A 25,569-nucleotide genomic window follows, 5' to 3' on the forward strand; every position below is an offset into this window, starting at 1 on the left:
TGATCGTATGCATACGCGATGCGCCTACGACCTACCGATCTTGGGGCTGCGTGATATCCTAGTTGCATGAGCTTCATTCAGCTGCAGCGCGAACCGGGCATCCACTACCTCGCCGGGTATCAGAACTTCCGCACGTCGCCGGCTTTCGAACATCTTCTCGAGGCCAAATGCTTGCTCCGAAGCATTACGACCGCAGGCGCCGTCGGATCGTCGCTTCACGTACCGCTGTCGGATTTCGCGATGTTCCCGATCGGCACGTTGTTCGGCTCGGGTAAAGCGATGATGCTGCGCAATCGCGGTCGCCGACGAACCCGCAGAACGATCCTTCTGGGCGACGAAGTCGAGATTTGGGACTTCGAGCGCCCGACCCTCGTCAGTCCGCAGAAGCACGCCAAACCCTTCGACCTGTCGATCCGCCAAACCGAGAAGGTGTTCATCGACCAGATCGAGGCCCTACACCCCCTCGGTTTGGCCCACGGCGAGCAGTTCCGGTTCATCTGCTCGGGGGTCAGCTTTCTGCTCGATACGCTTTCGCTGCGCTCCATCGTCTCGCAGAAGAGCCTCGCGGGCATGTTCGTCGACGAGGCGGAGACCGGAATCGACGAGAACGGTACCTACGTCATCACGCCGTTGCGTCCGTTTCAGAACGCGACCGCGACGCTGCAGATCGCGCTCCTGCTCACCAATCCCGACCTAGCGGATTACATCCGTTTCTTCTTCCGGCGGGTCGGTGCGGCGATGCGCGGGGAACCCGCCGGGTCGGAAGGGGCGCTGACGTTCCGGGACGCCATGGACTGCACGATCGAAACCGAGCCGCTCGCGATCGGCCCGCCAGGAAACGAAAGAACGGTCGACTATTGCGACCGGATCATCGCCGACCACCGCAAGCCGAATTTCAGGGATATCGTCGTCCGCATCCGCAATACGCGGGCGGACGAGCAGATCGAGCTGATCGAGGAGCTCCGCACCGAGGCGGAGCGAGAGAAGCTCAGGGTAGCGTCGAGCACCAAGGTCAAACGCTACCCGGCGGACAAGCGCACCGTTCGCCTTGGCCGCCTGGACGGCGATTTCGGGCGGCTGTTCCCCGAGTTCGCTAAGCTTGCCATGCGCTTCGATCGGCAAACCGTCCCCGCCGCGGAAGGCGATAGCCGACCGTCAAGGTTCGATCCTCAAAAGGATCGTCCCGAATTCGTAACGCCGATCGTGTCGTCGGGGCTACCCGAACCCGGCGGCAAGGTCCCCCGGGCGGAGAGCGGGCCGGTCGAGACCGTCGTCTTTGAACGCCCGAGCCTGCCGACCCGGTTCCTCGCCACGAGCGATGCGCCGGGCCTCGAAGCGCGGATCGCGAAGCTCGACGACGTGCCGCTCTTGATGCGGGAGTTCTTCCTCGCGGGCTACTATATGACCGAGCATCGCTCGGCGACGAGCCTGCCGGAATACGATCTCGGACGCGGCGAAGAAGTGCTCTATCGGCTCCCACCGTCATGGGGTGGGTTCGCCGCGCCCGACGCGAATGGTCTCACCCGCTTTGCGGCCGCCGTCCCGCTCGCCTTCGACCACGGCATAGTGTGGGCCATCGAGATCCTCAGGAACGATGCCAGCGAGGCATTCGCCATGGGGCTCGTCGCGCAGTTCGACCGCGACGACGGGCTGAGCTTTCTTGGCCGGGCGCTGCGCAGCGTCTGCGATCGCGTCGGTCGGCGGCGCGGCGACGATCCATCGGGCACCTTCCCGCGCGCCGACTTCCTCGACACGCGGATCGACACCGTCGTCCACAAGAAGACCGTCTGGGACGCGAGGACGCTGGCGCAGGTCATCCCGGCACGGGCCGAATTGCTCCTGTCGACCGAGCGGAACTTCTAGCGCGCGTTCGAGGAACCAGGGCGAAGATAGGTGTCGAGAACGTGGCGCAGCGCGAAGGGTGTCTGGACGCCCGGCTCCTCCGGCACGATCCAGCTTGCCCAGGCGCGCGCCTCGCCGCACGGACCGACGAGGCCGAACGGCCATCCCCGCAGCAGCCGGCTGACCCCGCGCATCACGCCGTGCGCAGCGCTGACGGTCATGGACCGGATACTGGGGTTCGCAGTCCTGTAGTCGAGGTCGATCTCCCCGATCGAAGGATGCAGCGCTTCGCGGACGCGCTTGCCCCAGCGTTTGGCAGCGATCGCTCGGAAGAGCGCCAGCTGGATAGCGAAGAAGGCGATCGGATGGATCCCGTGCAGATGGGGCCAAGCCACCGCGCGTCCGTCTAACACCGCTTCGTTATGCGCCTGCAGGACGAGCACGCTCGGAGCGGCGATGGACGCGGAAAGGGCGGAAAGGTCGAGGCCGCACCCGTCGCAATGGCGGAAGCCCGAGCGGTGTGGCTGGTATGGGGCATCGCAGTCCGGGCAGGCGTCCATCAGCACGGCGGCGTGCTTCGTGCATGCCGGAAAGAGCCGCAGCCGCCAGGTCAGCGGCAAATAGGGGGTGTCGTCGGCGAGGCAATGTGGACAGAAGGCCTGCCCGTGCGCCTTGCGGATCCGGTGGCGCACGCCGAGTGGCACCACCATGAACGACTGGTTGGCGCCGGAGATGGATTCGGCGAGAACGCCTTCGTAGGCGCCGAGCGTCGTGCGCCGGCAACGCTCGAGCGGTGTTCCCGTCTTCACCGCCAGAGCTCGGACGAGCTCCGGCGATGCGACGAGATCGCCATCCCTGGTCCAGAACTCGAGGCCGGGCGCGAGTTCCTTCATCAGCGAGTGGTGCTTGGTACCCTTTGCCGCGGCAATGCGGATCAGCCAGGAGCTGACCGATTCCCGTGGCAATGGGCTTGGACGGATATGCCAGCGGCTCACGCCGGTTCGCATTCCCTGGACGTCTTCACTTCGAGCCGATCGATGACGTCGCAGGCGCGCTCGGAAAGCGGTACCCACGCCATGTCCTCGAGGGTCTTCGCGTCGATCACCTCGCGGCCGCTTTGGATGGCCGTACGCGCCGCGAGAAGCATCACCCGCCGGATATGGCCGATGACGTGATCTCCCTTCTCGAGGATGGTCTCGACGAGCTTGGGATCAGCCACCACATGCGACGTCTTGCGCAGCGGCAGACGCACCTCGAGGTTGTGGATCAGCACATTCGCCTCGTCGCCGCGTTTCCATGGCGGCAGGACAACCTGCTCGAAGCGGCGCTGCAGCTGCGGATCGTCGTTCAGGATATCGACGCCCGGCGGCGTTCCGAAGAGAGCAACGCCGCAGCCGCAATCCTCGCCGATCGACTTCACCATGTTCTTGAGCGCCTCGCGGTTGCGATGGGTGCCGTTGGCAAGATCCTGGAACTCATCGATGAGAAGCAGCCTAGTCTGCATTGTCCTCAGGACCGCGTAGACCATCGAGGTGAGATGCGAGGTCGACCATCGGAGGTTGAAGGGCTCACTTACGTAGCGCAGGATCCGGATCGCGAACTCGCGAACCGACGCTTCGCCCGGCATCGACACCCGCACCACGTCGGCACGGTCCGCATCGCCCATCATGCCGGTTTGCACCGGATAGAGCGACGCAAAATGCTTCGAGATGGTGCTCTTGCCGTTGTAGCTGCGCCCGAACACCGCGATGCTGTGCTCGTGCGGCTCGGGAGCCTCGAGGATCGCCCTGAGGCGATCCTCGATCTCCATCATGCGCGGATGGTAGATGGTGTCGGGCTCGGCGAGATAGGCGAGCCGAGTGGCATCGTCCGCGAGGCGAAGGTCGTCGATGGATGTGATGGTGTTGCAGGTCATTGGACGGCTCCACTGGAGGGAAGGATGGTGATGCTGGCGGGGTCGATCCTGACGACCGGGACCGGCGGTAGCGGCGACTGCTCGGGCGCCGGCAACCAGTTCCGACCACGCTCGCGCTTGACAGCGTTCTGGGCGATCTTGCGCTGCTTCGCCCGGTCGAGCTTGGACTTCGGGTTCACGACCCTGGCGTGGCGGGCAGCATCGGCGCGCTCCTTCTCGATGATGCCCAGAATACCCGTTGCCGTCACCCGGCCGCGTTTTCCGAGCTTGGCCTTGAGGTCGGCCCGCGCCCGTTCCCACTCGGCGACGGTGATCGCCGCGCCCTCGGTGAGCGCGTCGCGAAGCTCGATGTAGCGACCGTTGCGAGGGTCCTCGACGAACGCGCGGCTGACGTCGGCGGGTTCGCGCTTGACGTTGAGCATGGTCCCCTTGGCGGCGTTCAGCAAAGGCTGGAGCTCGCGCGCGGTGTAGCTGAGGTAGCTGACGCGAAACCCGTACTTCTCGAGCTTGCGCTTCTCGGTCTTCAGGAAGTCGAGATAGAAGGCCTGCGGATCGTCGACGCGCCGGGGATCGCCATATTGGGCGACCCCCAGGTTCCACTTCTCCGCCGGCGTCATCCCCAGCGCCGGATGGATGCGGTACGGATATTCGCCAACGAAGTAGCGGACCATGTTCTCGAGGTATTCGTTGAGGGTCAGACTCGCGGTTTGGATAGGATCGATGCGATCCTTCTCCCGCCTCGTCGAGCTGAAGATGGTGTTGCCCGGCAGCTTGCGAGTTTCCGTCATCGCGGTCCCGATCATCCGCTCGACGATCCCGCCATGATGCGGCTGCGAGCGGTGCGAGAGGTCGATGCGCCACTTCCCGCATCCGCGATGGAAGGATTTCGACGTGAAGTCGACGCCGCGGTCGACGAAGATCGCCGAGGGTACGCCGAACCACGGCCAGTCAATCCCATCGATGCCCTTCGCCGCGAGCCAGCCATCCTTGGGTAGGCAGGCGATCGCCATCGCCTCGGCCAGTTCCTCGACGCTCGGATATCCGAACGTCACGTGGATACCGAGCGGCAGGCGCGAGAACTCGTCGACCACCATGGTGAAGGTCGGGCGACCGAGGGAGATCCACAGCTCTTCGGAGATGAGATGCACATCGCTGTAAGTGTGGTCGATCTGCACCCGCTCGAGCGGATAGGTGCAGAGCGGGGTCGAGCCCTTGTCGCGGTCGTATTTGTCCGCGGCCGCCTGTGCGCCGTGCTTGTGCGCGTAACGGACACGTACGTCGAGAGCCTCCCAGCGGCGGCGGATGGTCCGATCGGACGGCGGCTTGAGGCCCGCCTTCGCGCAGGCCTTCCGCACGTTGTCGATGTAAACAGTGACATGCTGGCCCTTGTAACAGCGCAGCCTCAGGAACCTTTTGAGCTCGGCCTCGGAGATGGCCTCGACCGCCGGATCGAGCTTCGAATGCCAGGGGCGCTTGATCGGCACCTTGGAGAGCCCCAGAGCGTGCCCGGCTTCTTCGTAAGCCTTCAACTTGCGGTAGAACTTAGATTTCGACCATCCGAGCATCCGTGCGGCTTTCTCCGCGTTCTCACTCGTGCGCTTGCCGCAACGGAAGGCGTCGATGACGCCCGCTTCTAAGCTGAGGCGGTTCCAGTCGTCGTCACTGATCGTGTCGATCGTGATCTTGCGATCGTTGCCGGCACACGTGAGTTTCGCGGCGCCCTTGGGCAGGGCGGGGATGATTTTCTTGAGATCGGTCATTTCAACGTACTCCTTCTTTCGAAAATGGAGCACGAGCCGGAAAAAGGGTGCGCGCGACCGGCGCCAAGCGCGCGATGGCGCTTGACTCGGGGCGGCTTTTCGGCGATGACAAGGGTGCTTAGGGGTCCTCGTATCCCGAAAAGGCCTGGCTCTTCGGAGTCAGGCTTTTTCCATTTCGTGCTGGTGAAGTTTAGTTCTCAGGCACTGGCTGTTTACATAATTTTCTCCTTGTCGATCGCGCGCAGCCACTCAGCCACGTCCTGGGTGAAGGCGAAGGTTCCGCTCCGGTCCGGAAGCTTGAACACGCGAACGCCGAGGCGTCCGCGCTCCTTGGCTTTGCGAAAGGCTGCCGCACTGGGAAACCCGAGGGATTTCCATAGCGCCTCGCCGGTCAGAAACGGTCCCGATCCATCAACCAGGTGTTCCGCCAGCTTGGTACCCGACGCCTTCGAAGCCATGTTGTCGCTCTTCCTTTCCGAACCGGAGAATCGCCAGTTGTCGTGCATGTCACGGCCGTCACGCTTGTCCAAACGACGTTATTGGGGCCAAAATCGTCGCTTGACCCGCCTGCGAATCGAAGAGCGATGGCATATCGGAAAAGAGCGTCGACCGAATGGATCCTGACCCGGTGGGTCATGGCCTGTGTCGACTTTCGTGCGACGCCCGACGACGCGGAATGGATCAAAACCGGGCTCAATTGCGGGAAGGATACCTTACGGCATTATCGCTTGGGCGAGCGTCGTATTCGCAGCGATGTGCCAAACTCCGTTCTCGATCGGTTGGACGGACGCTTTCCCGGAACAGCGGCGATGCTTCGCGGACCGATGGCGCAGATCCTGATGCGCCGCGAATTGGCACCGGGCGGTTTGAGGGTAGCGATCAGGCAGCTGTCCGATCCGTATCGCACATGCCTGCTCGCGCTCGGCTACGGTGCAGATCGGAGCGAGATCGATCCCGCCGTCCGGTTAGAAACGGCGCTTGATTACCTGCTGCGATACAGCGCTTTCGAGACGCTCGAGGCAATCGTCTTCATGCTCGCATGGTGCGACGAGATCGGCGATGAGATTGCGTGGACGACGATCTGCGGGCGATATCGGAAAGCGCTCCCAAACATGCTGTTCGAGGGCATTCCGGAACATCATCACCCCCTGCTCGACGCGATCGACGACTACGCTCGCACCATCGAGTTCCGCTATGCGCGGCGGGTCCGATCGAAGCAAAGCTGGCGCACGGCCGTCCCGAAGGCCAGGAAGATCCGCAAGCAGGGTGCAATCGAGGCCCAGCACGACTGGGAAGCTCTGCCACGAGATTTCACTCTACGCATCAATCCGCAGGCGAAGGACGTCGACCGTTAGATCTCGAGGCAAGGACCACGCTCAATAAAGGTCATCGCAGAAAGACCCGCCGACGCGACCCCCGCCTCAGGATTGCCTCCTCATCCCACGTGCGCGTGATATCGAACCATAGTTCATCGATGGCACATGCGTGCAGCGCCGCCGAAATGATCTCGCCCCTCTCATATGCGTAACGCTCGGCGTTCGCGATTACCGACCCGAGCGTCGCCGGAAACTCGCCAAGCCTGCCCGACAGTATGAGGTCGAGCAACGATCGCTCCGGTCTGTGGCTCGCGCGGTCCAGAATTGCTTTCGCATTCGGCAAACCCTTCTCGATCAGCTTCTCGTCGGTAACCAAGAGGAACGAGCAGTCTGTCTGTTCCCGGCACCAGCGCATCATCGCGATATGCGCTCGTCCTGCGGCCGACGCGCTTCCCGCCGCCGCAATATGATCGGCTTCACGGCGCTCCTTTACCTCGACGATGTAGCGGTAGCGCTGGCCCTCGCGATCATTGATCTCGACGAGATAGTCAGGTGTATAGACACGTGTCCGGTTGTCGACGAGATCGCGGAATTCGATGGAAAAGGGCTCCCATGAAATGTGCCGCACCTCGTTCGCAAAGTCGCAGAGTTGGACGAATCCACGCTCGATCGAGGATTGGAAGGCGACCCTATTTGCGCCATTTCGAAAGCTGTAGAAGCCGGTTTCGGCGCTGGTGCGCGCGGGCTTTTTGCTTCGCGCAGAGGGAGTTATCCGGACGTGGTCAACTAGTCTCACCGACTATGACCACGCCGATTTCGAGCCGGCGAAATGGACGCGCCGTCTCACAAAAGGGCTCGAATTGGGGCAAAACGCACCCGCCTGAGTCGCATCATTAGTGGAAGTTATCAGGCGGCCTCAAGGTGAAGCCGGGCGAGGTCTCTCTCGCGCATCTTGGCGTGCTGTTCCTCGACGAATTGCCAGAATTCCAGCGCGCCGTGCTCGACAGCCTGCGCCAGCCGATCGAGACCGGCCAGGTCGATGTCGCCCGCGCCAATGCGCATGTGACCTTTCCCGCGCGGGTGCAGCTGGTGGCGGCGATGAACCCGTGCCGCTGCGGGCACCTCGGCGATCCCGCGCTCGCCTGCAGCCGCGCCCCCAAATGCGCCATCGACTATCAGGCCAAGATCAGCGGGCCGATGCTCGACCGGATCGACCTGCACGTAGAGGTCGACCCCGTCAGCGCCGCCGACCTGGCCCTGCCCCCGCCCGCCGAAGGCTCGGCCGAGGTCGCCGCAAGGGTCGCCCAAGCCCGCGCCCGCCAGACCGCGCGTTTTGAGCAGACCGGCGCGCGCACCAATGCGGAACTGGATGGCGAGGCGCTGGAGACCTTCGCCACGCCCGACGAGGCAGGCCGCAAGCTCCTCATGCAAGCCGCCGAAGCGATGCGCCTGTCCGCCCGCGCCTACACGCGGATGCTGCGAGTGGCGCGAACAATTGCCGATCTGGCGGGAATGGAGCGGGTGGGGCGCATCCATGTGGCTGAGGCGCTGAGCTATAGACGGCAGGCGCCTAGGGCTTAGATCAAACCACTGAAGTAAGGAGTATTAAAATGAGAGCTTTGAGACTTGGACTGATTTGCATGGCTGCATTCGGTGTAGCGGCATCTGGTTCACATCAAATGTTTATTGCGGGAGGCTCATCCTTCGAGGAAGAGCGCGCCCTACAAAATCTTGTGAACGAATCTTACGACACGTTGAGATCGGAAGAGTTTCGAGCAAATCTGGCGAGCATTTCCAAACAGTTCGACGAAGCGTTCGTTGGGACAGAAGTTCTAAATGCTCCCAACGCGGCTCGCTACGAAAAAATTGGCGAGCTGGCAGATATGGTCGCCGCCCAAGGAACGTATCGTTACGTATACTCGCCAGTATTTCCTATCGGGGGCACCGGTCATTACAACGATACGACGGTGAGTAGAACCGCCAACGGAACCGGCACTCTCAGCGTAGGCCGCGGTCACCTCTATAATTGGAAGCAAGACAATGTCGTTCATCGATCATGCGCAGTAAATTCTGTTGCGCACGAATTAACTCATTTGATTAGCAAATCCCCAGACAGTTTCGAACTCAGCGATCAAGTTTTGCGAGATTGGGGCGCTGGAAACCTCGATGACGATCGGCCAGTAGCTAGCTACCTGTTGGGAACGGTTGCTCAATGTACGTGGCTGCAAAGATCGGGCTACCAACCCGAAGTGGACATTAAAGACTGTGTCGCGGCGTTTGGACATCGCGGCTTTAACGGGCTTCGCTGCACAGCTTATCCCGAGGGCTCGGCAGTTGAAGTCCGGGCTGATCTGCCGCCACCGCACGTTCTCTTTCCAGACACCAATTAGAGAAGGATTAGATCACTTACTGCAGTCGGTAACGCGTATTCTTCACTACCTTCCGGCTGTAATCCGGCGCGCCGTTGTTCCATCCGACGAGGCCGCGCTCGCCCAGCGCGACTTTTGCTTAATGTGTCTTGGCGCCGCCGGCTCTTTCCGCGTCCGCATCGTCTGAACGTTTCGCTGCCACCCTGCCGGCGTGACGTTCCGCATGCCGCTGATGAAAGCCGCCAAGCGATGCGTCTCAACGCCCGCGTTGTACCCACATGCCAAGGGTCCCCCGGGCGATTGCGAGTCTGGCGGAAAACGAGCGAGCAAGACGGTTGTATGTCGCCCAAGCTTTGACCTGCCGACAGCGGCTCCTAGGCCGTAACGCTCTAAAATCGCGATGAATTTCGGACCTAGTCTTTGGTCCATGCGTTGGAGGGGTATGGGATGCTATGGGGCGCCCTTTTCGGCATCCCTCCTTTGATAAACGCACAGGAGAGAGACATGCTTGACCAAAAGACGAGAGAGAGTTCGGTAATTGCAAGTGACAGGGTCGAAGGCACCAATGTCTACGGCGCGAATGGCGACAAGATCGGTTCGGTGAAGCGGATCATGATCGACAAGACGTCGGGCCAGGCGCGCGACGTCGAAATTTCGGTCGGGGCGTTTCTCGGCATGGGCGGCGAACTGCACAGTCTGCCGTGGCAGAAGCTGCGCTATGATACGGAACTGGGCGGCTACAAGCTCGATGTGACCGAGGACCAGCTGCGCAAGGCGCCGACCTATTCGGACAATGATCGCGACCGGCAGTTCGATCGCGAATACCAGAACCGCGTCTACACCTATTACACGGTCACACCGTACTGGTGATGCAAAGTCCGCTTTGCAGACCTTCGAGGGGGCGGTTTTTCCGCCCCCTTTTCGTCGGCTGGAAAGCTGGTCGGCGGACTCACGCGTAAGGCGTATTTTTCACCAGCTTCCGATTGTAATCCGGCGCGCCGTCGTCCCACCAGACAGGGTCGCGTTCGCCCAGCGCGACTTTCGCTTCGTGCACCTTGGCGCGCGCCGCTTTCTCGGCCGCCGCATCGCCTGCGCGTTTCGCGGCGCCCACGGCGCGGCGGGCGTCCATCAGGGCGTCGACCCAGCGCTGGCGCTCGGCTTCGGGGAGGTTCGGATTGGTGGCGCGCCAGAGGCGGCCATTTACGATGATGTAGCGGCCGTCGGGGGTGCGCTCGACGGGCTTGCGATCCTCTGCGGGCTTCTCAGCCAAGCCTATTCGGCGGCGACGGCGGCTCCGCCCTCATCCTCATCGACCCAGGCCGTACGCGCATTGGGGAGCTGGCCTTCCTGCCAGTCGCGCTTGTCGGCGGGTAGATCCTTGCGGGCAACCATGTTGAGGTCCGCCGGGCCGAGCAGGCGACCATCGTGGCTGAGGATCGCGACCGGGCCGACCGGCAGCCGATCGCGCTCGTCGACGAGCACAGGATCGGTGGTGACGAAATCCTCGCCATATTTCTGGCCCCACTGGCGCAGCGCCAGCATGGCGGGCAGAAGGTCGAAGCCCTTTTCGGTCAGGCGATATTCGATCCGGCGGCGATCGTCCGGGTGCGGCTCACGATCGAGGATACCATGCTCGACCAGCCGGCTGAGGCGGTTCGAGAGGATGTTGCGGGCAATGCCGAGCTCGTTGAGAAATTCCTCGAAGTGATGCAGGCCGTTGAAGCTCGCGCGCAGGATCATGAAGCTCCAGCGCTCGCCCATCACTTCCAGCGCCTCCGGCAGGCCGCATTCCTGCAGCTCGCGTAGAGGTTCTCTGACTTCGCCACCCATACATTCAGTCCTTTCCCGGCAACCGTTCTAACGGGAATTCGCGCGGTCACCAATTTAATATCAGTTTTCAGTTGCAACCTAAAACCTAGTGGATTAGGTAGTGATTCGCAACTGATTGCTGAGCAGCCAGTTTCACCCCCGCTGGGGACCTCGACAACGAGGCCCCAAAGAACCGCAACGCACGATACAAGAAGGACCCTCTCCATGACTTCTTTCGCACACACCGCCCGCAACGCCACCGTCGGTGGCCTGGCCCTCGTCTACACCGCGCTGACCTTCGGCGTGGCGACCGCCCCCACCCCCGCCCTCGCTTCGGATGGCGTCTACTATCGTGCCGAGCTCGCGCAGCCGGTCGAGAGCAAGACCGAAATCGTCCGCGGCACCGCCTGGACGTGCAAGGGCACCGTCTGCGTCGCGCGCAAGTCGAACTCGCGCCCGGTCGTCGTCTGCCAGCGCGTCGCCAAGGAATTGGGCGATGTGAAGACCTTCACGGTCGAAGGCGAAACCATCGCTGAAGACAAGCTGGCCAAGTGCCAGGGCAAGGCTGCCTGAGCGGCCTCCTCGCAGGATACTCCCCCGCCTGTACCTACTCCGTCCGGGCGGAACTTCCCCAAGGCTCCCGACCACCCCCGGTCGGGGGCCTTTTTTTTCCAAGGATCGCTTAGAGCAGCCCGCGCGCCGCGAGATCCGTCTGCAGGGTCGCAGCATCGGTGAACAGATGCGTGTGCCAGCCGAGCGCGGCGGCGCTTTCGACATTGGCCGGATTGTCGTCGATGAAGAGCATGGCCTCCGCCGGGTGTCCGAAGCGCTTTTCCGCCAGCCGGAAGATGCGCGGATCGGGCTTGGCCACCCGCTCGACGCCCGAGACGACGATATCGCGCATGTTCTCCAGCACCGGCTCGGTCGGCAGGAACTGGTCCCAGAACTCGGCCCCGAAATTCGTGATGCCGTAGAGCGGGATATTCTGCGCGGCGAGCCGCTCGATCAGGTCGGCAGTGCCTTCGACCCGGCCCGGCACGGTCTCGACGAAGCGTGTCGCATAGGCGTGGAGGTGGTCGGCATACTGGGGGAAGAGCGCCTGCCGTTCGGGCACCATATCGCTGAGCGGACGGCCTGCATCATGCTGGAAGTGCCAGCGCTCGGTCACGACATGATCGCAGAACCAGTCGAGCTCCGCAGGATCGTCGATCAGTTTGGCGAAGAGGTGGCGCAGGTCCCATTGGACGATCACCCGCCCGACGTCGAAGACGACGGCTTCGATTTGTCCGGCGTCATGCATCCGTGTCACTCTGCGGCAAATGTCGGGCGCCGGAAACGGCTCCGGCCCGCTCCCCCTACCGGCCACTCTGACAGGATAATCCCATGGGTGGCCGGGAGGGGGAGCGGGCCGGCACCGCGCGAGGATCGGGGCTGAGCATCGCTCTGACCCGATCCGGTCAACGCATTAACCCTGGCGTGCTTTGAAGCGACGGTTGGTCTTGTTGATCACATAGGTACGGCCACGACGGCGAATGACGCGGCAATCGCGGTGGCGGTTCTTCAGCGACTTGAGGCTGTTGCGGACTTTCATCGATCTGATCCTGAAATGAAAAGGCACCGGAGAACAGCTCCGATGCCGGAAATCTGTGGCGCAGGTAGGGCGAGAATCGCCTGTCGTCAACCTTCTGTGCGCAGGTCGGTGAGCTTGCGCTCCCATTGCAGCGCATGGTCGATGATCGTGTCGAGATCGTCATATTGCGGCTGCCACGGCACGGTGGCGCGAATACGCGTAGGATCGGAAATCAGCGAGGCCGGATCGCCCGCACGGCGCGGCGACATGACGCGCTCGATCGCCTTGTTGGTCACCCGGTCGACCGCGTCGAGGACTTCGAGCACGGAGAATCCGCGCCCATAGCCGCAATTCATGGTGAGCGAGCGCTTCGGCTGCTCGATCAAGGCATCGAGCGCGTGCAGATGCGCAGCCGCCAGGTCGCTGACATGGATATAATCGCGCACGCCGGTGCCGTCGGGCGTGTCGTAATCGGTCCCGAACACCGCCACGCTGTCACGCTTGCCCAGCGCCGCTTCGACCGCGACCTTGATCAGATGTGTTGCGCCTGCCGTCGATTGCCCGGTGCGCGCCTGAGGGTCGGCGCCCGCGACGTTGAAATAGCGCAGGGTGCAATAGTTGATCGCATGGGCAAAGGCGGTATCTGCCAGCATCTGCTCGGTCATAAGCTTGGACCAGCCATAGGGGTTGATCGGCTGCTTGGGCGTGTCCTCGGTAACAGGCGACACGTTCGGCACGCCATAGGTCGCAGCGGTCGAGCTGAAGATGAAGTGCCTCACCCCGGCCTTGACCGCAGCCTCTATCAGCGCGCGGCTCTTGACCGTATTGTTGTGATAATAGCCAAGCGGGTCCTCGACCGAGTCCGGGACGACTATGGACCCGGCAAAATGCATGACCGCGCCAATCTTCTCTTCGGCGAAGATGTTGGCCAAAAGCTCCGCATCCTGGATATCGCCTTGGTAGAACGGCACATCTTCGGGCACGGCGAAGCGAAAGCCGGTGGTGAGGTTGTCGATCACTGCAACCTTGCGTCCCGCGTCGCGGAGCGCCAGCACGGCGTGGCTGCCGATATACCCGGCGCCGCCGGTGACGAGGACAGGAATTTCCTTGGGGTCGGTCATGCCTCGGCCTGTATCAGCAATGCCGAAGAATGTGGTTAACGACAGCAAAGCTTTCGCCAGCAAATCGCGAGGCACTGGCCGACGTTGCGACGCTGCGCTAGTGTTCCACGCAATTGGAGACACCTTATGCGTTTGAAATTGCTTGCAGCCTTCGCCCCGCTCAGCCTTGCCGCCTGCGTCACACCGCCTGGCGATGTCGAGGTCACCCGCTTCGTCGCAGCCGATACCGGCAGCCGCCTCGGCACCGGGACGATATTCGTGGAAACCGCGGCAGGCACCGACGGGCAAGCGCTCGAACTCGCTCCCTACAAGGCCGCCGTCGCGCGCGAGCTTGCCGCGCTCGGCTATCGCGAAGCGGCACGCAACCAGGCGAACCAGATCGCGCAGGTCAGTATCGATCGCGGTGTGCTGGATGCGGGCGACCGGCGCGGCCCAGTCAGCGTCGGGGTCGGCGGATCGACCGGCAGCTACGGCTCGGGCGTGGGGCTCGGCGTCGGCGTCAACCTCGGCGGCGGACGCAAGGAAGAAATCGCGACCCGGCTCGAAGTCAGGATCCGCGACAAGGCCAATGAGGCTGTCTTGTGGGAGGGGCGCGCATTATTCGATGTTGCAACATCGTCGATCCTCGCAGATAGCGCCCAGAACGCGAGCGTGATGGCCGAAGCGCTGTTCCGCTCCTTCCCCGGCAATAGCGGCGAGACCGTGCTGGTCCCTGTGCAGCGATCCAATCCCGACGAGTGAGTGCATGAGCGACATCGCAATCGACGCCAATTTCGACAGCGGCAATATCGAAGTCCTTGAGGTGAACGGCGCGAGTGCGAAGCTCGCCATCCGCAAGGATCGCCATTCGGACTTCGCGCAGTGGTTTCACTTCCGCGTCAGCGGCGCGGAAGGGCGCGAATTGACGCTGAAGATCACCGGTCTCAACGACAGCGCCTATCCTGCCGGTTGGCCCGGATACGATGCCTGCGTTTCCGAAGACCGCGAATACTGGGCGCGCACGCCCTCGAGCTTCGATAAGGGCGAAGACAACGGCACGCTGACCTTTCGTTATACGCCCGCCAGCGACATGGCATGGTTTGCCTATTTCGCGCCCTATTCGATGGAGCGGCATCACGATCTCGTCGCCGAAGCCGCCGCCAGCGAAGGCGTGCGCTACGAACGGATCGGCGAAACGCTCGACGGGCAGCCGCTCGATTACCTGACCTTCGGCACGGGCCAGACGGTGGTCTGGCTGATCGGACGCCAGCATCCCGGTGAGACGCAAGCCGAATGGTGGATGGAAGGCATGCTCGAGACGATGACCGATCCGGCGGATTCGGTCAGTCGGGCCTTGCGCGAACGCTGCACGTTCCATGTCGTCCCCAATTGCAACCCGGACGGCTCGCGCCGCGGGCATCTGCGGACCAACGCGGCCGGCTCCAACCTCAACCGCGAATGGGAAAGCCCTAGCGCGGAAAAATCGCCCGAAGTCCTCGCTATTCGGAACAAGATGGATGAAACCGGCGTCGATTTCGCGATGGACGTCCATGGCGATGAAGCGATCCCTGCGGTGTTCCTGGCCGGGTTCGAAGGCATTCCCGACCTGACCGAGGAGCATATCGGCGGCTTCAACCGCTATCAGGCGATCCTCGACCGCCGCACGCCCGATTTTCAGACCAGGCTTGGCTATCCCAAGGCCGCGCCCGGCCAGGGCAATATGACGATGTGCACCACGCAGGTCGCGCGCCGCTTCGACGCCACCGCGATGACCCTCGAAATGCCTTACAAAGACCACGACGACTGCGCCGAGCAGGAACAGCAGTGGTCGCCCGAACGTTGTAAGCAACTGGGCAAGGACTGCATGGGGGCATTGCTGGAGTGGCTGGACTAGACGCGATAGACGAATTCGAGTCCCCGTGGTTCTCACGGGCGCTCGCCGGTGTCCTCGCGCTGGTCGCGATTGCGACCGTCGCCTCCCTCATTCCCGGCCCGCAATGGTGGCTCAGGATCTTCGACTTCGTGCTCGAAGTGCTGCTGTATGTTTGCCTTATCGGCGGCGTGCTGGCGCTGTGGGCCGATCGCTGGCGGTGGAAACTGATCGCCGGTTTCACGCTCTTCGGCAGTATGCTTCTGGCGCTGATCTGGCCCTATGTCGTCGTGGCTCCGAACGAGATCGACCTCGGCAAGCCCGAAGGCGCGGAGTGTTTCTCGCTGCTGACGCTCAACGTGCTGCAGGAGAACGACCAGTACGACCGCACGCTGGACCTGATCCGGGAGCGTGATCCGGACATGCTGCTGCTGACCGAGACCAACCAGGTCTGGCTCGATCGGCTGATGCCGGTGCTGGAGCGCTATCCCCAGCGCATGGCCGAGCCGCTCGACAATACCTACGGGATGATTTTCGCTACCCGTTTGCCCGTCCAGCGCGCGCAGATGCCGATGGACCGGATCGCCGACTTGCCGACGCTCTATGCGACGGTCACCATCCCCAATGCCGGCGACTTCGAGCTGATCGGCCTGCACCCGCGTCCACCCAAGCCGGGAGAAGATGTCGAGACCCGCAACCAGAACATCATCGAGGCCGGGGCCAAAACGCCGGACGGGCTGGAAGAGGCGCTCGCCATCGGTGACTTCAACGACGTGCCATGGTCGAAGACGACCGAGCAGTTCCGCGAGATGGGCAATTACGGCGATCCGCGGGCCGGGCGCGGCACCTATCCGACCTTCCCGTCATGGGCGGGCAAATTCGGCTGGCCGCTCGATCATATCTTTGTGAAAGGCGGGCTGCACGTGCGCAATTTCGCCGTGCTCGATGATGTCGGTTCGGACCACCGCCCGCTGGCGGCAGATATCTGCATGGTGCCGGAAAGCTCCAACTGATCGCTTTGGGCTAGTCCAGCGCCGCCGGGCCGAAGGCATCGGGCAAAAGCCGGCTCAGCCTCAGCTTGCGGACTTCGTCATTGCCGACACAGAGGATTTCGGGATCGGTCCCGCCCAGTTGCGCCAGCTCCTTGAGCACCTGTCGGCACCGCCCGCACGGTGTGATCGGCGCGCCATTCCCCTTGTCTGCCGGGCCCACGACCGCAACCGCTTCCAGCCCGCCGCGCATACCGTCTGCCATCGCCTTCGAAACCGCGACCGTCTCCGCACACAGCGCCAAGCCATAGCTCGCATTTTCGATATTGGTGCCGGTGACGACCGACCCATCCGAAAATCGCAGCGCGGCGCCGACGGCATAATTGGAATAGGGCGAATAGGAGCGCGTAGCCGCTTCGCGGGCGGCATTCGCCAGTGCTTCGTCTTGGTCGGACATAATTATACCCTAACTCCACCAATCCGTCATTGCGAGCCGCCGCAGGCGGCGTGGCAATCCATGGTCAAACGGCAATGTCATGGAAAAGGTCTCGCCCCTCGGGGTTCTCCGCCTCGATCAACATAGTCTTGCGCGCGCGATTCCCCGTCTTGAGTTGTTTCTCGCGCAGGATGGCCTGCTCCATGCTGCCATGCAACTCGAAGCAGAAGAGTCTCTTGCAACCATACCGCCTTGTGAACCCTTCAATCACCCCTTCGCGATGTTGCCCTACACGCTGGGGAAGGTTGGAAGTCACGCCAATATAGATCGTGCCGCTTTTGTGATTTGCCATGATGTAGACGGCAGGCTGGAACACTTCGCGTTGGGCCATGGATTGCCGCGTCGCTACGCTCCTCGCAATGACGGGGCGAGATATGAAGTGACGAGGAACATCATGGCCTCACCACCACCCATTCGAGCAGTTCGTCGCTGGCTTCGGTGCGCAGGTTCTCGTTGGCGCTCCATAGCAGCCACGGGCGCTGGGCATAGGTCGGCTCGAAGCGCGTGCCGTTGACCCATAGCTGGCGCTCGAGCTTGCCGGAGATCGCATAGGCAGCTTCGAATTGCGGCTTTACCTTGAGGATCACAGGCTTACCGGTGTGCTTCTCGACCTGGTTGATGAAGGTCATCAGCTCGCTTTCGACCGCCGCTTCGCTGACGCGTTCATCGCAGGTCTCGGCCGTGCGACCGAGGGCGATGGCCGGCGGGAGCATGTTGTCGGTGCGCGGCACCATGGTGACGAAATTGGCCGACTGCCCATCGGCCTTGGTGCAGGGATCGAACAGGTGGACGGCCCCCACCTGCAGTCCTGCCTCGTTGGCACGCGCGAAATTGCGTGCGAAACGATCATCCTGTCCCTCGGCCCCGATGCTGGCTTCGAGATAGGCAAAGCGCCCGCCGATAGCCCCGACGGTGCGGAAATTGACATTGCCGTGGTGCGCGCCGACCAGCACGCCCTGATCGGGAAAGGCGTCCTCCGACGGGCGCCAGTGCTGGACATCCCACCACAGCCATGCCCCGCCGACGGCAACCACCAGCAGCACCAGCGCGACGATCCGCACCAGCCAGCTGCCCCCTGTGCGCTTTCGCCCCCTCGCCATCCGTCAGCCCTTGATGTGCAGCACGCAGATCAGCGTGAAGAGCCGCCGCGCGGTAGGAAAATCGGTTTCGACCTTGCCTTCCAGCCGCTCGATCAGCAGCTCGGCGGCATGGTTGTGAACGCCGCGCCGGGCCATGTCGATGGTCTCGATCTCGGACGGGGTCGCCTTGCGGATGGCCTGGTAATAGCTGTCGCAGATGGCGAAATATTCGCGGATCGGGCGGCGAAAGCGGGCGAGGCCGAGAATGAGCATCTCCAGCTCCTCGTCGTCGCGGTCGCGGATATCCATCGCCAGCCGCCCGTCTTGGACCGACAGATGAAGCCGATAGGGTCCGGTGTGCCCCGCTGCATTGGAGCGGACCGGCTTGAAGGTGTTTTCCTCGATCAGATCGTAGATCGCGACCCGCCGTTCCTGCTCGATATCGGCATTGCGCCACAGGATCGTGTTCTCGTCGAGCGAGATATGCGAGATGCGGTGCTGGGCCATCGGTCGCGCCTGCTTTCGCAGATTTGCAGCGGGCCAAGCAAGCCGCTTGCGCACTCTTCCCCACTATCCACATGACGATGATGCAAAGCGGCACTTGCGCATGTCTGCCAGCATCCGCAAACAGGTGCGATGGACGATCAGGACCTACTCGTCCGCAGCGATGCGGACAGCGACACGCAAGACGGCGGAGGCAAGGCGCATACCCGCCGTCTCCCGGCCAATGTCGAGGCCGAGGCGGCGTTTCTAGGCGCAGTCCTGATCGACAACCGCGTGGTCGAAGACCTGCCCATTGCGATTCGGCCCGATCATTTCTTCGCATCGATCCACCAGCGCATCTACGACCGCATCCTGACCTTGCTCGATCGCAGTGCGACGGCGAGTCCGGTTACGCTCAAGCCTTATTTCGACGGCGATGAGGAGCTGAAGGAACTCGGCGGGACAACCTACCTCGCCAAGCTTACGGCCGATGGGCAAGGCCTCCTCGCCGCGCGCGATCTCGCCCAGCAAATCTACGATCTTGCGTTGTTGCGCGAGCTGGTGACGGTCGGGCGCACACTGGTGGAGGGCGCGCTCGATACGTCCGACGAAGTCGAGCCGCTGCGGCAGATCGAACTGGCCGAAAGCTCGCTCTACAAGGTCGCCGAGGGCGCCAGCAGCGGCAGCGAAGCCAAGGATTTCAGGACCGCGGCGATGACCGCGATCAAGATGGTCGAAGCGGCGATGAATTCGGGCGGCGGCCTGTCGGGCAAGACCAGCGGCATCGCCGTGATCGACGACAAGACCGCCGGCCTGCACAATTCGGACCTTATCATCCTCGCCGGGCGTCCGGGCATGGGCAAGAGCTCGCTCGCCATGAATATCGCGTTCAATTGCGCGGAAGAGCATCTCAAGTTCCAGCGCGATGGCGGTCCGCACAATTACGGCGCGCCGACAGCCTTCTTCAGCCTGGAAATGAGCGCCGACCAGCTCGCCACGCGTATCCTCGCCGAGCAGGCCGAGATATCCTCCGAGGCGCTGCGCAGCGGCGACATGGACGCGCGCGATTTCCAGCGGCTGGCCATGGCGAGCCAGAAACTGTCCGAATTGCCGCTCTATATCGACGACACGCCTGCCCTCACCATTGCCGGGCTGAGAGCGCGCGCGCGGCGGCTCAAGCGGCGGCACGATATCGGCTTGATCGTGGTCGACTATCTGCAGCTGCTGCAAGGCTCGGGCCGGGCCAACGACAACCGCGTGAACGAAATTTCGGAGATCAGCCGGGGCCTCAAAACGCTCGCCAAGGAGCTCGAATGCCCGGTAATCGCGCTCTCGCAGCTCAGCCGTGCGGTCGAGCAACGCGAAGACAAGCGCCCGATGCTGTCCGACCTGCGTGAATCCGGCTCGATCGAGCAGGATGCCGACATGGTCTGGTTCATCTACCGCGCCGACTATTACCACGAGGCGATACGGCCCGACATGCCCAATCCGGACGGGTCCAGTTCCCCGGACGTGGAGGAAAAATATCGCATCTGGGAAGAGCGCTATCTCGAGCTCAAGAACAAGGCGACGCTGATGGTCGCCAAGCAGCGCCACGGCTCGACCGGCAATGTACCGCTGCATTTCCAGAGCGAATTCACCAAGTTCACCTCGCCCGTGATGAAGGACTATTCGAGCTGGGGCGAGGGTTAGGTCAGCTTACGGCGCACCTTCGCTGCCGACATTGAGCGTGCTGCTGACGGTGTAATCGACCGTGGTCACCAGGAACCACCCGAAATAGCTCTTCAGGGTCGAAAGCCAGGTGCGATTCTTCTTGTGCGATTCGTAGGTGATCTGCTCCGAGACCTCGGTCATGCCGTCGACGAATTCGCGCACCATCTTGGCCAGGTCCGGGTCCTCGACACGGAACATCAGTTCCAGGTTGAGGCGGATCGAGCGATGGTCGAAATTGGCGCTGCCGAAATAGACCGCATCGTCGATCACCAGCAGCTTCATGTGCAGCTTGCACGGCTGGAATTCATAGACCTCGCAGCCCGCCCGCAGCATTGAGCCATAGGTCGCGCGTGCTGCCGAGACGGTCGCCGGATTGTCCGACTTGGCGGCCATCACCAGCCGCACCTTGCCCCGCTCCCCGACCCGGCGGATCAGGCGCCGGAAACTGCGCGGCGGGGAGAAATAGGCCATGACGAGATCGAGTTTGCTGGCATGGGCGAGATCCTTCTTCACCCGGCGCGCCCAGTTGCTGGGGATCGAGGTCGGGCCGCCGACCAGCAGCTGGTATTTGCCATCCCCCGGCTCCCAGTCGCGCACCATCGTGCGGATCGCGCGGTACTGCGCCGACGGCGTGGTCGCCCAATCGTAGATCTGACCATACCAATCGAGCAATTGCTCGACCAGCGGCCCTCGCACTATCACGCCCATGTCGCACCAGCCGTTTTCCTCGGGCGGCTTGAAGTAGTGCTCCGACACGTTGAACCCGCCAACCAGCGCTTTTTCGCGATCGGCTATGGCCATCTTCTGGTGGTTGCGGATCAGGTAGCGCCGACTCTTCTTGGGGTTGAAGAAGGCGAAGCTGCCGCCTGCATCGACGATCGGCTGGAAAAATTCCTTGTCCGCATCGGTCCCGAAGCGATCCACCACCAGGCACACGGTCACGCCGCGCTCGGCGGCTTCCACCAGCGCATCGCGCACGGGATTGCCCGCTTCGTCATCCTGGAACATGTAGTAGAACAGGTGCAGGCTTTCCTGTGCTTCCTGGACAAGCTCCAGCAATGCGTCGAAGCGATGCACCCCGTCGGGCAGGAAGGTCAGCGTATGGTCGCCCGCTTCCACGCAGAACGGTTCGGGATAGCTGTATTCGACCGGATCGGGCTCGGTATGCACCTGTCTCGTCTCCCCCATCGCTTAGCGCGCACCCCATTAGCGCACGATTTCTTGACTCGTTCCGAGCCCCACCCTATTTCGCGCGCAATCCCGAAATTCATTTTTGTCTGGAGTGCCCGATATGGCGCGCGTTACCGTCGAAGATTGCGTCGACAAAGTTCCCAACCGTTTCGACCTCGTCCTGCTGGCCGCACAGCGCGCTCGCGAAATCTCGGGCGGTGCGGAAATGACGATCGACCGTGATCGCGACAAGAACCCCGTCGTCGCGCTGCGCGAGATTGCCGAGCAGACAATCAAGCCGAAGGACCTTCAGGAAGCGGTCGTCACCAATCTGCAGAAGATCCTGCCGGACGATGACGACGAATTCGATGAAGTCGGCTCGCTCAGCCAGTCGGCAGAGGCGCTGCGCATCACCGCTTCCGCACCGACGCGCTCGACCTCGATCGGGGCCGATTTCGACGGTTGATCGCCGCGCTAAGTGACAAAAGAGGCCGTCCCGTTTCGGGGCGGCTTTTTTTGTGCGCGTGCTCGTGCTGGCCTGTCGCGGAATCGTAAGGCTTGTCATGCAACCGAGCGATTGCATGCGATGTGCGCTGCAATTGGAGAATGCGGAACCACGATGGCAGTCGTTGCGATCTACAGCGTGAAGGGCGGCGTCGGGAAGACGACGACGTCGGCGAACCTTGCCTGGTGCTCGGCGCGCATCTCCAAGCGAGCGACGCTGCTGTGGGATCTGGATGCCGCGGGCGGGGCCGGTTTCCTGCTCGGCATGGGAGCGAAGCAGAAAAAGCGCGCCGAAAGCGTGTTCGCGCTCGATCGCAGCCCGGCCAAGCTGATCCGAAAGAGCGGCATTCCCAGGCTCGACCTTCTGCCCGCCGATGAATCGATCCGCGCGCTCGACAGCCAGTTGACCATGATCGGCAAGAAGAAGCGGCTGGTGAAGCTGACGCAGGCGCTGGCGAAGGATTATGACCGGATCCTGTTCGACTGCCCGCCGGTGCTGAACGAGTTGAGCGCGCAGGTGATGCGCGCCTCCGATCTGGTCATTGTGCCGATCCCGCCCTCGCCGCTGTCGGCCCGCGCCTTCGACCTGGTGGTCGAGGAAGTCGAGCGGCACACCAAGGTGCATCCGCCGATATTGCCGGTGCTGTCGATGCTCGACATGCGCAAGGCCCTTCATCGCAGCGCGCGCGAGGAGAATCCGCGCTGGCCCGCCATTCCCTATGCCAGCGCTGCCGAGCAATGCGCGGTGCGGCAACAGCCGGTCGGCGAATTCGCGCCCACCAGTGTGGCGCAACCAGCCTACAGGTCGCTCTGGACCGCGATCGAACGCAAGCTGGTGAAGGGCAAAGCCGGCTAGCTCCGCCGGTTCGAAACAAACGGCAGCAGCAGGCTCCACCCCAGCCTTGCAGGCTGATCATCCTGATATTCGCCGAGGCCGATCCGCACGCCTTCCTGACCCGCTTCCGGCTCGGCGCGATAGGTGCCGAAGAGCCGGTCCCACAGCGACAGCATCGTCCCGTAATTGCTGTTGGTCTCCCGCTCGACCACCGAATGATGCACACGGTGCATGTCGGGCGTGACGATCAGCGCGCGCACGGCCGGTTCGATCCGCTGCGGCAGGCGGGTGTTCGAATGGTTGAAGATCGTCAGCATGGTGAAGACCACTTCGAACAGGAACACCGCCAGTACCGGGGCGCCCAACAGCGTGACGATGGCCAGCTTGTAGAGCATCGACAGTAGGATCTCGAACGGATGGAACCGCGCGGCGGTCGTGATATCGAAATCGCGGTCGACATGGTGCACGCGGTGCATGCGCCACAACAGCGGGACGCGGTGCGTCGCCCAATGCTGGAGGTAGAGGGCGAGATCGAGCGCGAGGATCGCCAGCGTCACTTCGAGCCATGCCGGCCAGCCAAGCATATTGAAAAGCCCCCAGCCGCGCGTTTCGGCCAGCGCCGCCATGCCGACCAGCACCACCGGCACCAGCAGGCGCAGCGCCAGTGTGTCGATTGCGAACAGCGCCAGGTTGGTCAGCCATCGGCGCGGTTTCGACTGCGTCAGCGCGCGGAACGGCACGGCGAACTCGATCGCCGCGAAAATCACGAAGGTCGCCGCGATGATCGCGAAAGCCGCCAGCGGGGCATCGAGGCCGAAAACCTGCATATTTGTTAAGTCGGCGATACCGGCGCACACTTCAAGACCGCCTTTGGAAGGCCCCTTCCGGAGCGCACATTGCGCAGCCGCACACGCGCCCTATACTGCCACAACTGACGAGGGGACCGCATGAGCGAGATCGGCGAAGCATTGGGTACCGCGGCCGAAGGCGGTTTGTTCGCGCGGGTCGTCGGGGGAAAATTCGGCAAGGGTCGCACGCCCGCCGCTGCCGAGGCCGAAGCGATACCGGAGGGCGCGTGCCTCAATTGCGGCACCGAACTGATTGGCGAGCACTGCCATGCCTGCGGGCAGAAGGTGCATATCCACCGCACCATTACCGCAATCTTCCATGACCTGATCCACGGCGTCCTGCATCTCGATGGGAAACTATGGACCACGCTCCCTCTGCTCACCTTCAAGCCGGGACTGCTCACGCGGCGCTATATCAATGGCGAGCGGGCAAAGTTCGTCAGCCCGATGGCAATGTTCCTGTTCAGCGTCTTCCTGATGTTCGCCGTCTTCCAGGCCGTCGGCATCACCACGCCGTCGGACCTGCAAAGCAGTGACGCAATCAAGGTCGACATGCGCGATGCGCGCGAGAGGATTGCGGAACGGGTTGCGGAAATCGAGCGGGAACGCGATGCCAGTGCGCCCCGCAGCGACGAACGCGCGCGACTGGATGCCGAACTGGCAGACGCGCGCGCCGCTCTCAGCGGGGTAACGACGGGTGCCGAGTTCACCGGTGCAATGGCCGACGATCCCGAATTCAACGTTACGGGCATCGACTGGATCGACCGAGGCATCGTCAGGAAATGGCAGGAGAACCCGGGCCTGATGCTCTACAAATTGCAGGCCAACAGCTACAAATTCAGCTGGCTCCTGATCCCCCTGTCGATCCCGTTCGTGTGGCTGTTGTTCGTCTGGCGGCGGCAATTCAAGGCCTACGACCACGCCATTTTCGTGACCTATTCGCTGGCTTTCATGTCGCTGCTGTTCATATCGCTTTCGGTGCTCGGCACGATCGGCGTGCCGCTGGCGATCGTGCTGACGGCAGGTACCTTCATCCCGCCGATCCATATCTACAAGCAGCTGCGCGGAACCTATGGGCTCGGCCGCTTTTCCGCCTTCTGGCGACTGCTGGCGCTGAGCGTGTTCATCTGGGTGGTCGTGACGCTGTTCCTGCAGGTATTGCTGCTGCTGGGCGCATTCTGAAGGCTACTGTCCGCGTCCGGTCTCGGCCTGCAGCTCGTCGATCAGTTTCGAGGCATCGGCCTTCGACAACTCATTGTCGTAACGCTCCGGCGTGCCCGCCTCTTCGCGCAGCGTCTTGAGATAGCTCGCCTGCGCGCCGGTCATGCGTTCGTCGCCGGTGGTCCAGTTGTCCGGCGCCTTCTCGGCGTTAGAGACCGGATCGGACTTGGGATGGGCGGTGGGGGTGGGTGCGGTCATGCGTTTTCTCCTTTCCAGAGAAACGTCGTCGTTCTTATTTTGTTCCGGTCAAGGGAAGAGTCCGCACGACGTGAGTAGCCGAGCCAACGCCGTGCTGGCCCTAGGAGCAGGGAAACCGCTTCTGCATCAGATCGGCGAAGGCGGTTTTCATGCTGACGGAGGGCCGTTTTGCCGCCGGATAGCTGCGCAGATGGCCCAGCAATTCGTCGGAGGTCATCGCCTGCTTGCCCTTGGGCGGGCAGCTATGGGGCTGGCGCCCCGCCTCCTGATCGGCAACGATCCGCGTCCGATAGGTTTTCGCCGCCCCTTCGGCTTCGCGCTTGAGGACCTTCAGATCGCTGGAGAGCAGCGCGAGCGCACCCTTCTTTTCCAGCTTCTCGGCCTTGGCCAGGAACGTCTGCACGTCCATGTCGCCCGGCGCAGCTGCCGCGGGCGCAGTTGTCGCGAGCAAGACCGAGCCGATAAAGACAAACCGCATAAAA

The 25,569-nt window shown here is 62.7% G+C and carries 30 protein-coding genes and 1 pseudogene; 13 read left to right on the forward strand and 18 right to left on the reverse strand.

The genetic code is table 11. From position 1 onward, the window contains the following. Positions 1–66 precede the first annotated feature (66 nt). Positions 67–1,863 (forward strand): hypothetical protein, encoded by a 1,797-nt coding sequence (locus EL2594_RS10675; RefSeq protein ID WP_011415084.1) that lies wholly within the window; start codon positions 67–69, stop codon positions 1,861–1,863. Here the strand turns inward: EL2594_RS10675 and EL2594_RS14955 are convergent. From EL2594_RS14955 to EL2594_RS10695, 4 genes are all read right to left on the reverse strand, one after another. Next, entirely contained in the window at positions 1,860–2,849 is a 990-nt protein-coding gene (locus EL2594_RS14955; protein ID WP_011415085.1) for a TniQ family protein, read from the reverse strand. The genes EL2594_RS10675 and EL2594_RS14955 overlap by 4 nt on opposite strands. Further along, the gene (locus EL2594_RS10685; RefSeq protein WP_011415086.1) at positions 2,834–3,757 is read right to left on the reverse strand and encodes a TniB family NTP-binding protein; all 924 of its coding nucleotides are present in this window, start codon (positions 3,755–3,757) and stop codon (positions 2,834–2,836) included. The genes EL2594_RS14955 and EL2594_RS10685 overlap by 16 nt, the downstream gene beginning before the upstream one ends. Next, positions 3,754–5,517, reverse strand: coding sequence for a Mu transposase C-terminal domain-containing protein (locus EL2594_RS10690; RefSeq protein ID WP_011415087.1), 1,764 nt, complete (start codon positions 5,515–5,517; stop codon positions 3,754–3,756). The genes EL2594_RS10685 and EL2594_RS10690 overlap by 4 nt, the downstream gene beginning before the upstream one ends. A gap of 212 nt (positions 5,518–5,729) precedes the next feature. Further along, positions 5,730–6,023, reverse strand: a complete 294-nt coding sequence (locus tag EL2594_RS10695) for a hypothetical protein (protein ID WP_011415089.1) — start codon at positions 6,021–6,023, stop codon at positions 5,730–5,732. 78 nt (positions 6,024–6,101) lie between these two features. On the opposite strand from EL2594_RS10695, the gene EL2594_RS10700 reads away from it, so the two are divergent. Beyond that, on the forward strand, positions 6,102–6,872 hold the full coding sequence (locus EL2594_RS10700) for a hypothetical protein (protein ID WP_011415090.1): 771 nt from the start codon (positions 6,102–6,104) through the stop codon (positions 6,870–6,872). Positions 6,873–6,903: 31 nt separating this feature from the next. Here EL2594_RS10700 and EL2594_RS14960 read toward each other — a convergent pair whose 3' ends face one another. Beyond that, complete coding sequence (locus tag EL2594_RS14960) at positions 6,904–7,461, reverse strand: TnsA endonuclease N-terminal domain-containing protein (RefSeq protein WP_011415091.1); 558 nt, start codon at positions 7,459–7,461, stop codon at positions 6,904–6,906. Positions 7,462–7,736: 275 nt separating this feature from the next. Between EL2594_RS14960 and EL2594_RS10710 the strand changes: the two are divergent. The 3 genes and pseudogenes from EL2594_RS10710 to EL2594_RS10715 form a co-directional block, all read left to right on the forward strand. Next, positions 7,737–8,414: pseudogene (locus EL2594_RS10710) on the forward strand (ATP-binding protein); the annotation flags it as partial. A gap of 59 nt (positions 8,415–8,473) precedes the next feature. After that, on the forward strand, positions 8,474–9,223 hold the full coding sequence (locus tag EL2594_RS15370; RefSeq protein ID WP_155806044.1) for a hypothetical protein: 750 nt from the start codon (positions 8,474–8,476) through the stop codon (positions 9,221–9,223). A 483-nt stretch (positions 9,224–9,706) separates the two neighbouring features. Further along, positions 9,707–10,072, forward strand: a complete 366-nt coding sequence (locus EL2594_RS10715) for a PRC-barrel domain-containing protein (protein WP_011415095.1) — start codon at positions 9,707–9,709, stop codon at positions 10,070–10,072. Positions 10,073–10,151: 79 nt separating this feature from the next. On the opposite strand, the gene EL2594_RS10720 is transcribed toward EL2594_RS10715, so the two are convergent. Then, on the reverse strand, positions 10,152–10,472 hold the full coding sequence (locus tag EL2594_RS10720) for a hypothetical protein (RefSeq protein WP_011415096.1): 321 nt from the start codon (positions 10,470–10,472) through the stop codon (positions 10,152–10,154). A 2-nt stretch (positions 10,473–10,474) separates the two neighbouring features. Further along, positions 10,475–11,032, reverse strand: a complete 558-nt coding sequence (locus EL2594_RS10725) for a winged helix-turn-helix transcriptional regulator (RefSeq protein WP_011415097.1) — start codon at positions 11,030–11,032, stop codon at positions 10,475–10,477. Between the two features lie 204 nt (positions 11,033–11,236). Here EL2594_RS10725 and EL2594_RS10730 point away from each other — a divergent pair, with 204 nt between their 5' ends. Beyond that, complete coding sequence (locus EL2594_RS10730) at positions 11,237–11,584, forward strand: CC_3452 family protein (RefSeq protein WP_011415098.1); 348 nt, start codon at positions 11,237–11,239, stop codon at positions 11,582–11,584. A 109-nt stretch (positions 11,585–11,693) separates the two neighbouring features. Here the strand turns inward: EL2594_RS10730 and EL2594_RS10735 are convergent, their stop codons facing one another. The 3 genes from EL2594_RS10735 to galE form a co-directional block, all read right to left on the reverse strand. Next, positions 11,694–12,311, reverse strand: coding sequence for an HAD family hydrolase (locus EL2594_RS10735; protein ID WP_011415099.1), 618 nt, complete (start codon positions 12,309–12,311; stop codon positions 11,694–11,696). Positions 12,312–12,476: 165 nt separating this feature from the next. Beyond that, positions 12,477–12,602 carry a type B 50S ribosomal protein L36 gene (gene ykgO, locus EL2594_RS10740; RefSeq protein WP_011415100.1) on the reverse strand — a complete coding sequence of 42 codons (126 nt, stop codon included), beginning with the start codon at positions 12,600–12,602 and terminating at the stop codon, positions 12,477–12,479. 86 nt (positions 12,603–12,688) lie between these two features. Continuing rightward, positions 12,689–13,702, reverse strand: coding sequence for a UDP-glucose 4-epimerase GalE (gene galE / locus EL2594_RS10745; protein WP_011415101.1), 1,014 nt, complete (start codon positions 13,700–13,702; stop codon positions 12,689–12,691). A gap of 126 nt (positions 13,703–13,828) precedes the next feature. On the opposite strand from galE, the gene EL2594_RS10750 reads away from it, so the two are divergent. From EL2594_RS10750 to EL2594_RS10760, 3 genes are read left to right on the forward strand one after another with little or no spacing between them, the layout of a single operon-like run. Beyond that, on the forward strand, positions 13,829–14,443 hold the full coding sequence (locus EL2594_RS10750) for a DUF4136 domain-containing protein (protein ID WP_011415102.1): 615 nt from the start codon (positions 13,829–13,831) through the stop codon (positions 14,441–14,443). Between the two features lie 4 nt (positions 14,444–14,447). Beyond that, complete coding sequence (locus EL2594_RS10755; RefSeq protein WP_011415103.1) at positions 14,448–15,575, forward strand: M14 family metallopeptidase; 1,128 nt, start codon at positions 14,448–14,450, stop codon at positions 15,573–15,575. Next, positions 15,563–16,564, forward strand: coding sequence for an endonuclease/exonuclease/phosphatase family protein (locus EL2594_RS10760; protein WP_011415104.1), 1,002 nt, complete (start codon positions 15,563–15,565; stop codon positions 16,562–16,564). The genes EL2594_RS10755 and EL2594_RS10760 overlap by 13 nt, the downstream gene beginning before the upstream one ends. A 10-nt stretch (positions 16,565–16,574) precedes the next feature. Here EL2594_RS10760 and EL2594_RS10765 read toward each other — a convergent pair whose 3' ends face one another. The 4 genes from EL2594_RS10765 to EL2594_RS10780 form a co-directional block, all read right to left on the reverse strand. Continuing rightward, on the reverse strand, positions 16,575–16,997 hold the full coding sequence (locus EL2594_RS10765) for a cytidine deaminase (RefSeq protein WP_011415105.1): 423 nt from the start codon (positions 16,995–16,997) through the stop codon (positions 16,575–16,577). Between the two features lie 64 nt (positions 16,998–17,061). Continuing rightward, positions 17,062–17,367, reverse strand: coding sequence for a GIY-YIG nuclease family protein (locus tag EL2594_RS10770; RefSeq protein WP_011415106.1), 306 nt, complete (start codon positions 17,365–17,367; stop codon positions 17,062–17,064). A 61-nt stretch (positions 17,368–17,428) separates the two neighbouring features. Next, positions 17,429–18,136 (reverse strand): glycoside hydrolase family 25 protein, encoded by a 708-nt coding sequence (locus EL2594_RS10775; RefSeq protein WP_011415107.1) that lies wholly within the window; start codon positions 18,134–18,136, stop codon positions 17,429–17,431. Positions 18,137–18,139: 3 nt separating this feature from the next. After that, a complete protein-coding gene (locus EL2594_RS10780) occupies positions 18,140–18,622 on the reverse strand; it encodes a UPF0262 family protein (protein ID WP_011415108.1) in 483 nt (160 codons plus the stop codon). A gap of 129 nt (positions 18,623–18,751) precedes the next feature. On the opposite strand from EL2594_RS10780, the gene EL2594_RS10785 reads away from it, so the two are divergent. Next, a complete protein-coding gene (locus EL2594_RS10785; protein WP_011415109.1) occupies positions 18,752–20,290 on the forward strand; it encodes a replicative DNA helicase in 1,539 nt (512 codons plus the stop codon). 6 nt (positions 20,291–20,296) lie between these two features. Here the strand turns inward: EL2594_RS10785 and EL2594_RS10790 are convergent, their stop codons facing one another. After that, on the reverse strand, positions 20,297–21,481 hold the full coding sequence (locus EL2594_RS10790) for a phospholipase D-like domain-containing protein (RefSeq protein ID WP_196793195.1): 1,185 nt from the start codon (positions 21,479–21,481) through the stop codon (positions 20,297–20,299). Positions 21,482–21,602: 121 nt separating this feature from the next. Here EL2594_RS10790 and rpoZ point away from each other — a divergent pair, with 121 nt between their 5' ends. Together rpoZ and EL2594_RS10800 are read left to right on the forward strand one after the other, a co-directional pair. After that, positions 21,603–21,947, forward strand: a complete 345-nt coding sequence (gene rpoZ, locus EL2594_RS10795; protein ID WP_011415111.1) for a DNA-directed RNA polymerase subunit omega — start codon at positions 21,603–21,605, stop codon at positions 21,945–21,947. Positions 21,948–22,100: 153 nt separating this feature from the next. Further along, positions 22,101–22,841 carry a ParA family protein gene (locus EL2594_RS10800; RefSeq protein WP_011415112.1) on the forward strand — a complete coding sequence of 247 codons (741 nt, stop codon included), beginning with the start codon at positions 22,101–22,103 and terminating at the stop codon, positions 22,839–22,841. Here EL2594_RS10800 and EL2594_RS10805 read toward each other — a convergent pair. Next, positions 22,838–23,647: a sterol desaturase family protein gene (locus EL2594_RS10805; RefSeq protein WP_011415113.1), complete on the reverse strand. Its 810-nt coding sequence runs from the start codon at positions 23,645–23,647 to the stop codon at positions 22,838–22,840. The two genes, EL2594_RS10800 and EL2594_RS10805, sit on opposite strands and share 4 nt — an antisense overlap. 120 nt (positions 23,648–23,767) lie before the next feature. Between EL2594_RS10805 and EL2594_RS10810 the strand changes: the two genes are divergently transcribed. After that, complete coding sequence (locus EL2594_RS10810; RefSeq protein ID WP_011415114.1) at positions 23,768–24,850, forward strand: DUF3667 domain-containing protein; 1,083 nt, start codon at positions 23,768–23,770, stop codon at positions 24,848–24,850. 3 nt (positions 24,851–24,853) lie between these two features. On the opposite strand, the gene EL2594_RS10815 is transcribed toward EL2594_RS10810, so the two are convergent. Further along, positions 24,854–25,087: a DUF3072 domain-containing protein gene (locus EL2594_RS10815; protein WP_011415115.1), complete on the reverse strand. Its 234-nt coding sequence runs from the start codon at positions 25,085–25,087 to the stop codon at positions 24,854–24,856. Positions 25,088–25,187: 100 nt separating this feature from the next. Further along, positions 25,188–25,565: a hypothetical protein gene (locus EL2594_RS10820; protein ID WP_011415116.1), complete on the reverse strand. Its 378-nt coding sequence runs from the start codon at positions 25,563–25,565 to the stop codon at positions 25,188–25,190. Positions 25,566–25,569: the final 4 nt, after the last annotated feature.

It is taken from the genome of Erythrobacter litoralis HTCC2594, assembly GCF_000013005.1.
In the GTDB taxonomy this organism is placed as follows: domain Bacteria; phylum Pseudomonadota; class Alphaproteobacteria; order Sphingomonadales; family Sphingomonadaceae; genus Parerythrobacter; species Parerythrobacter litoralis_A.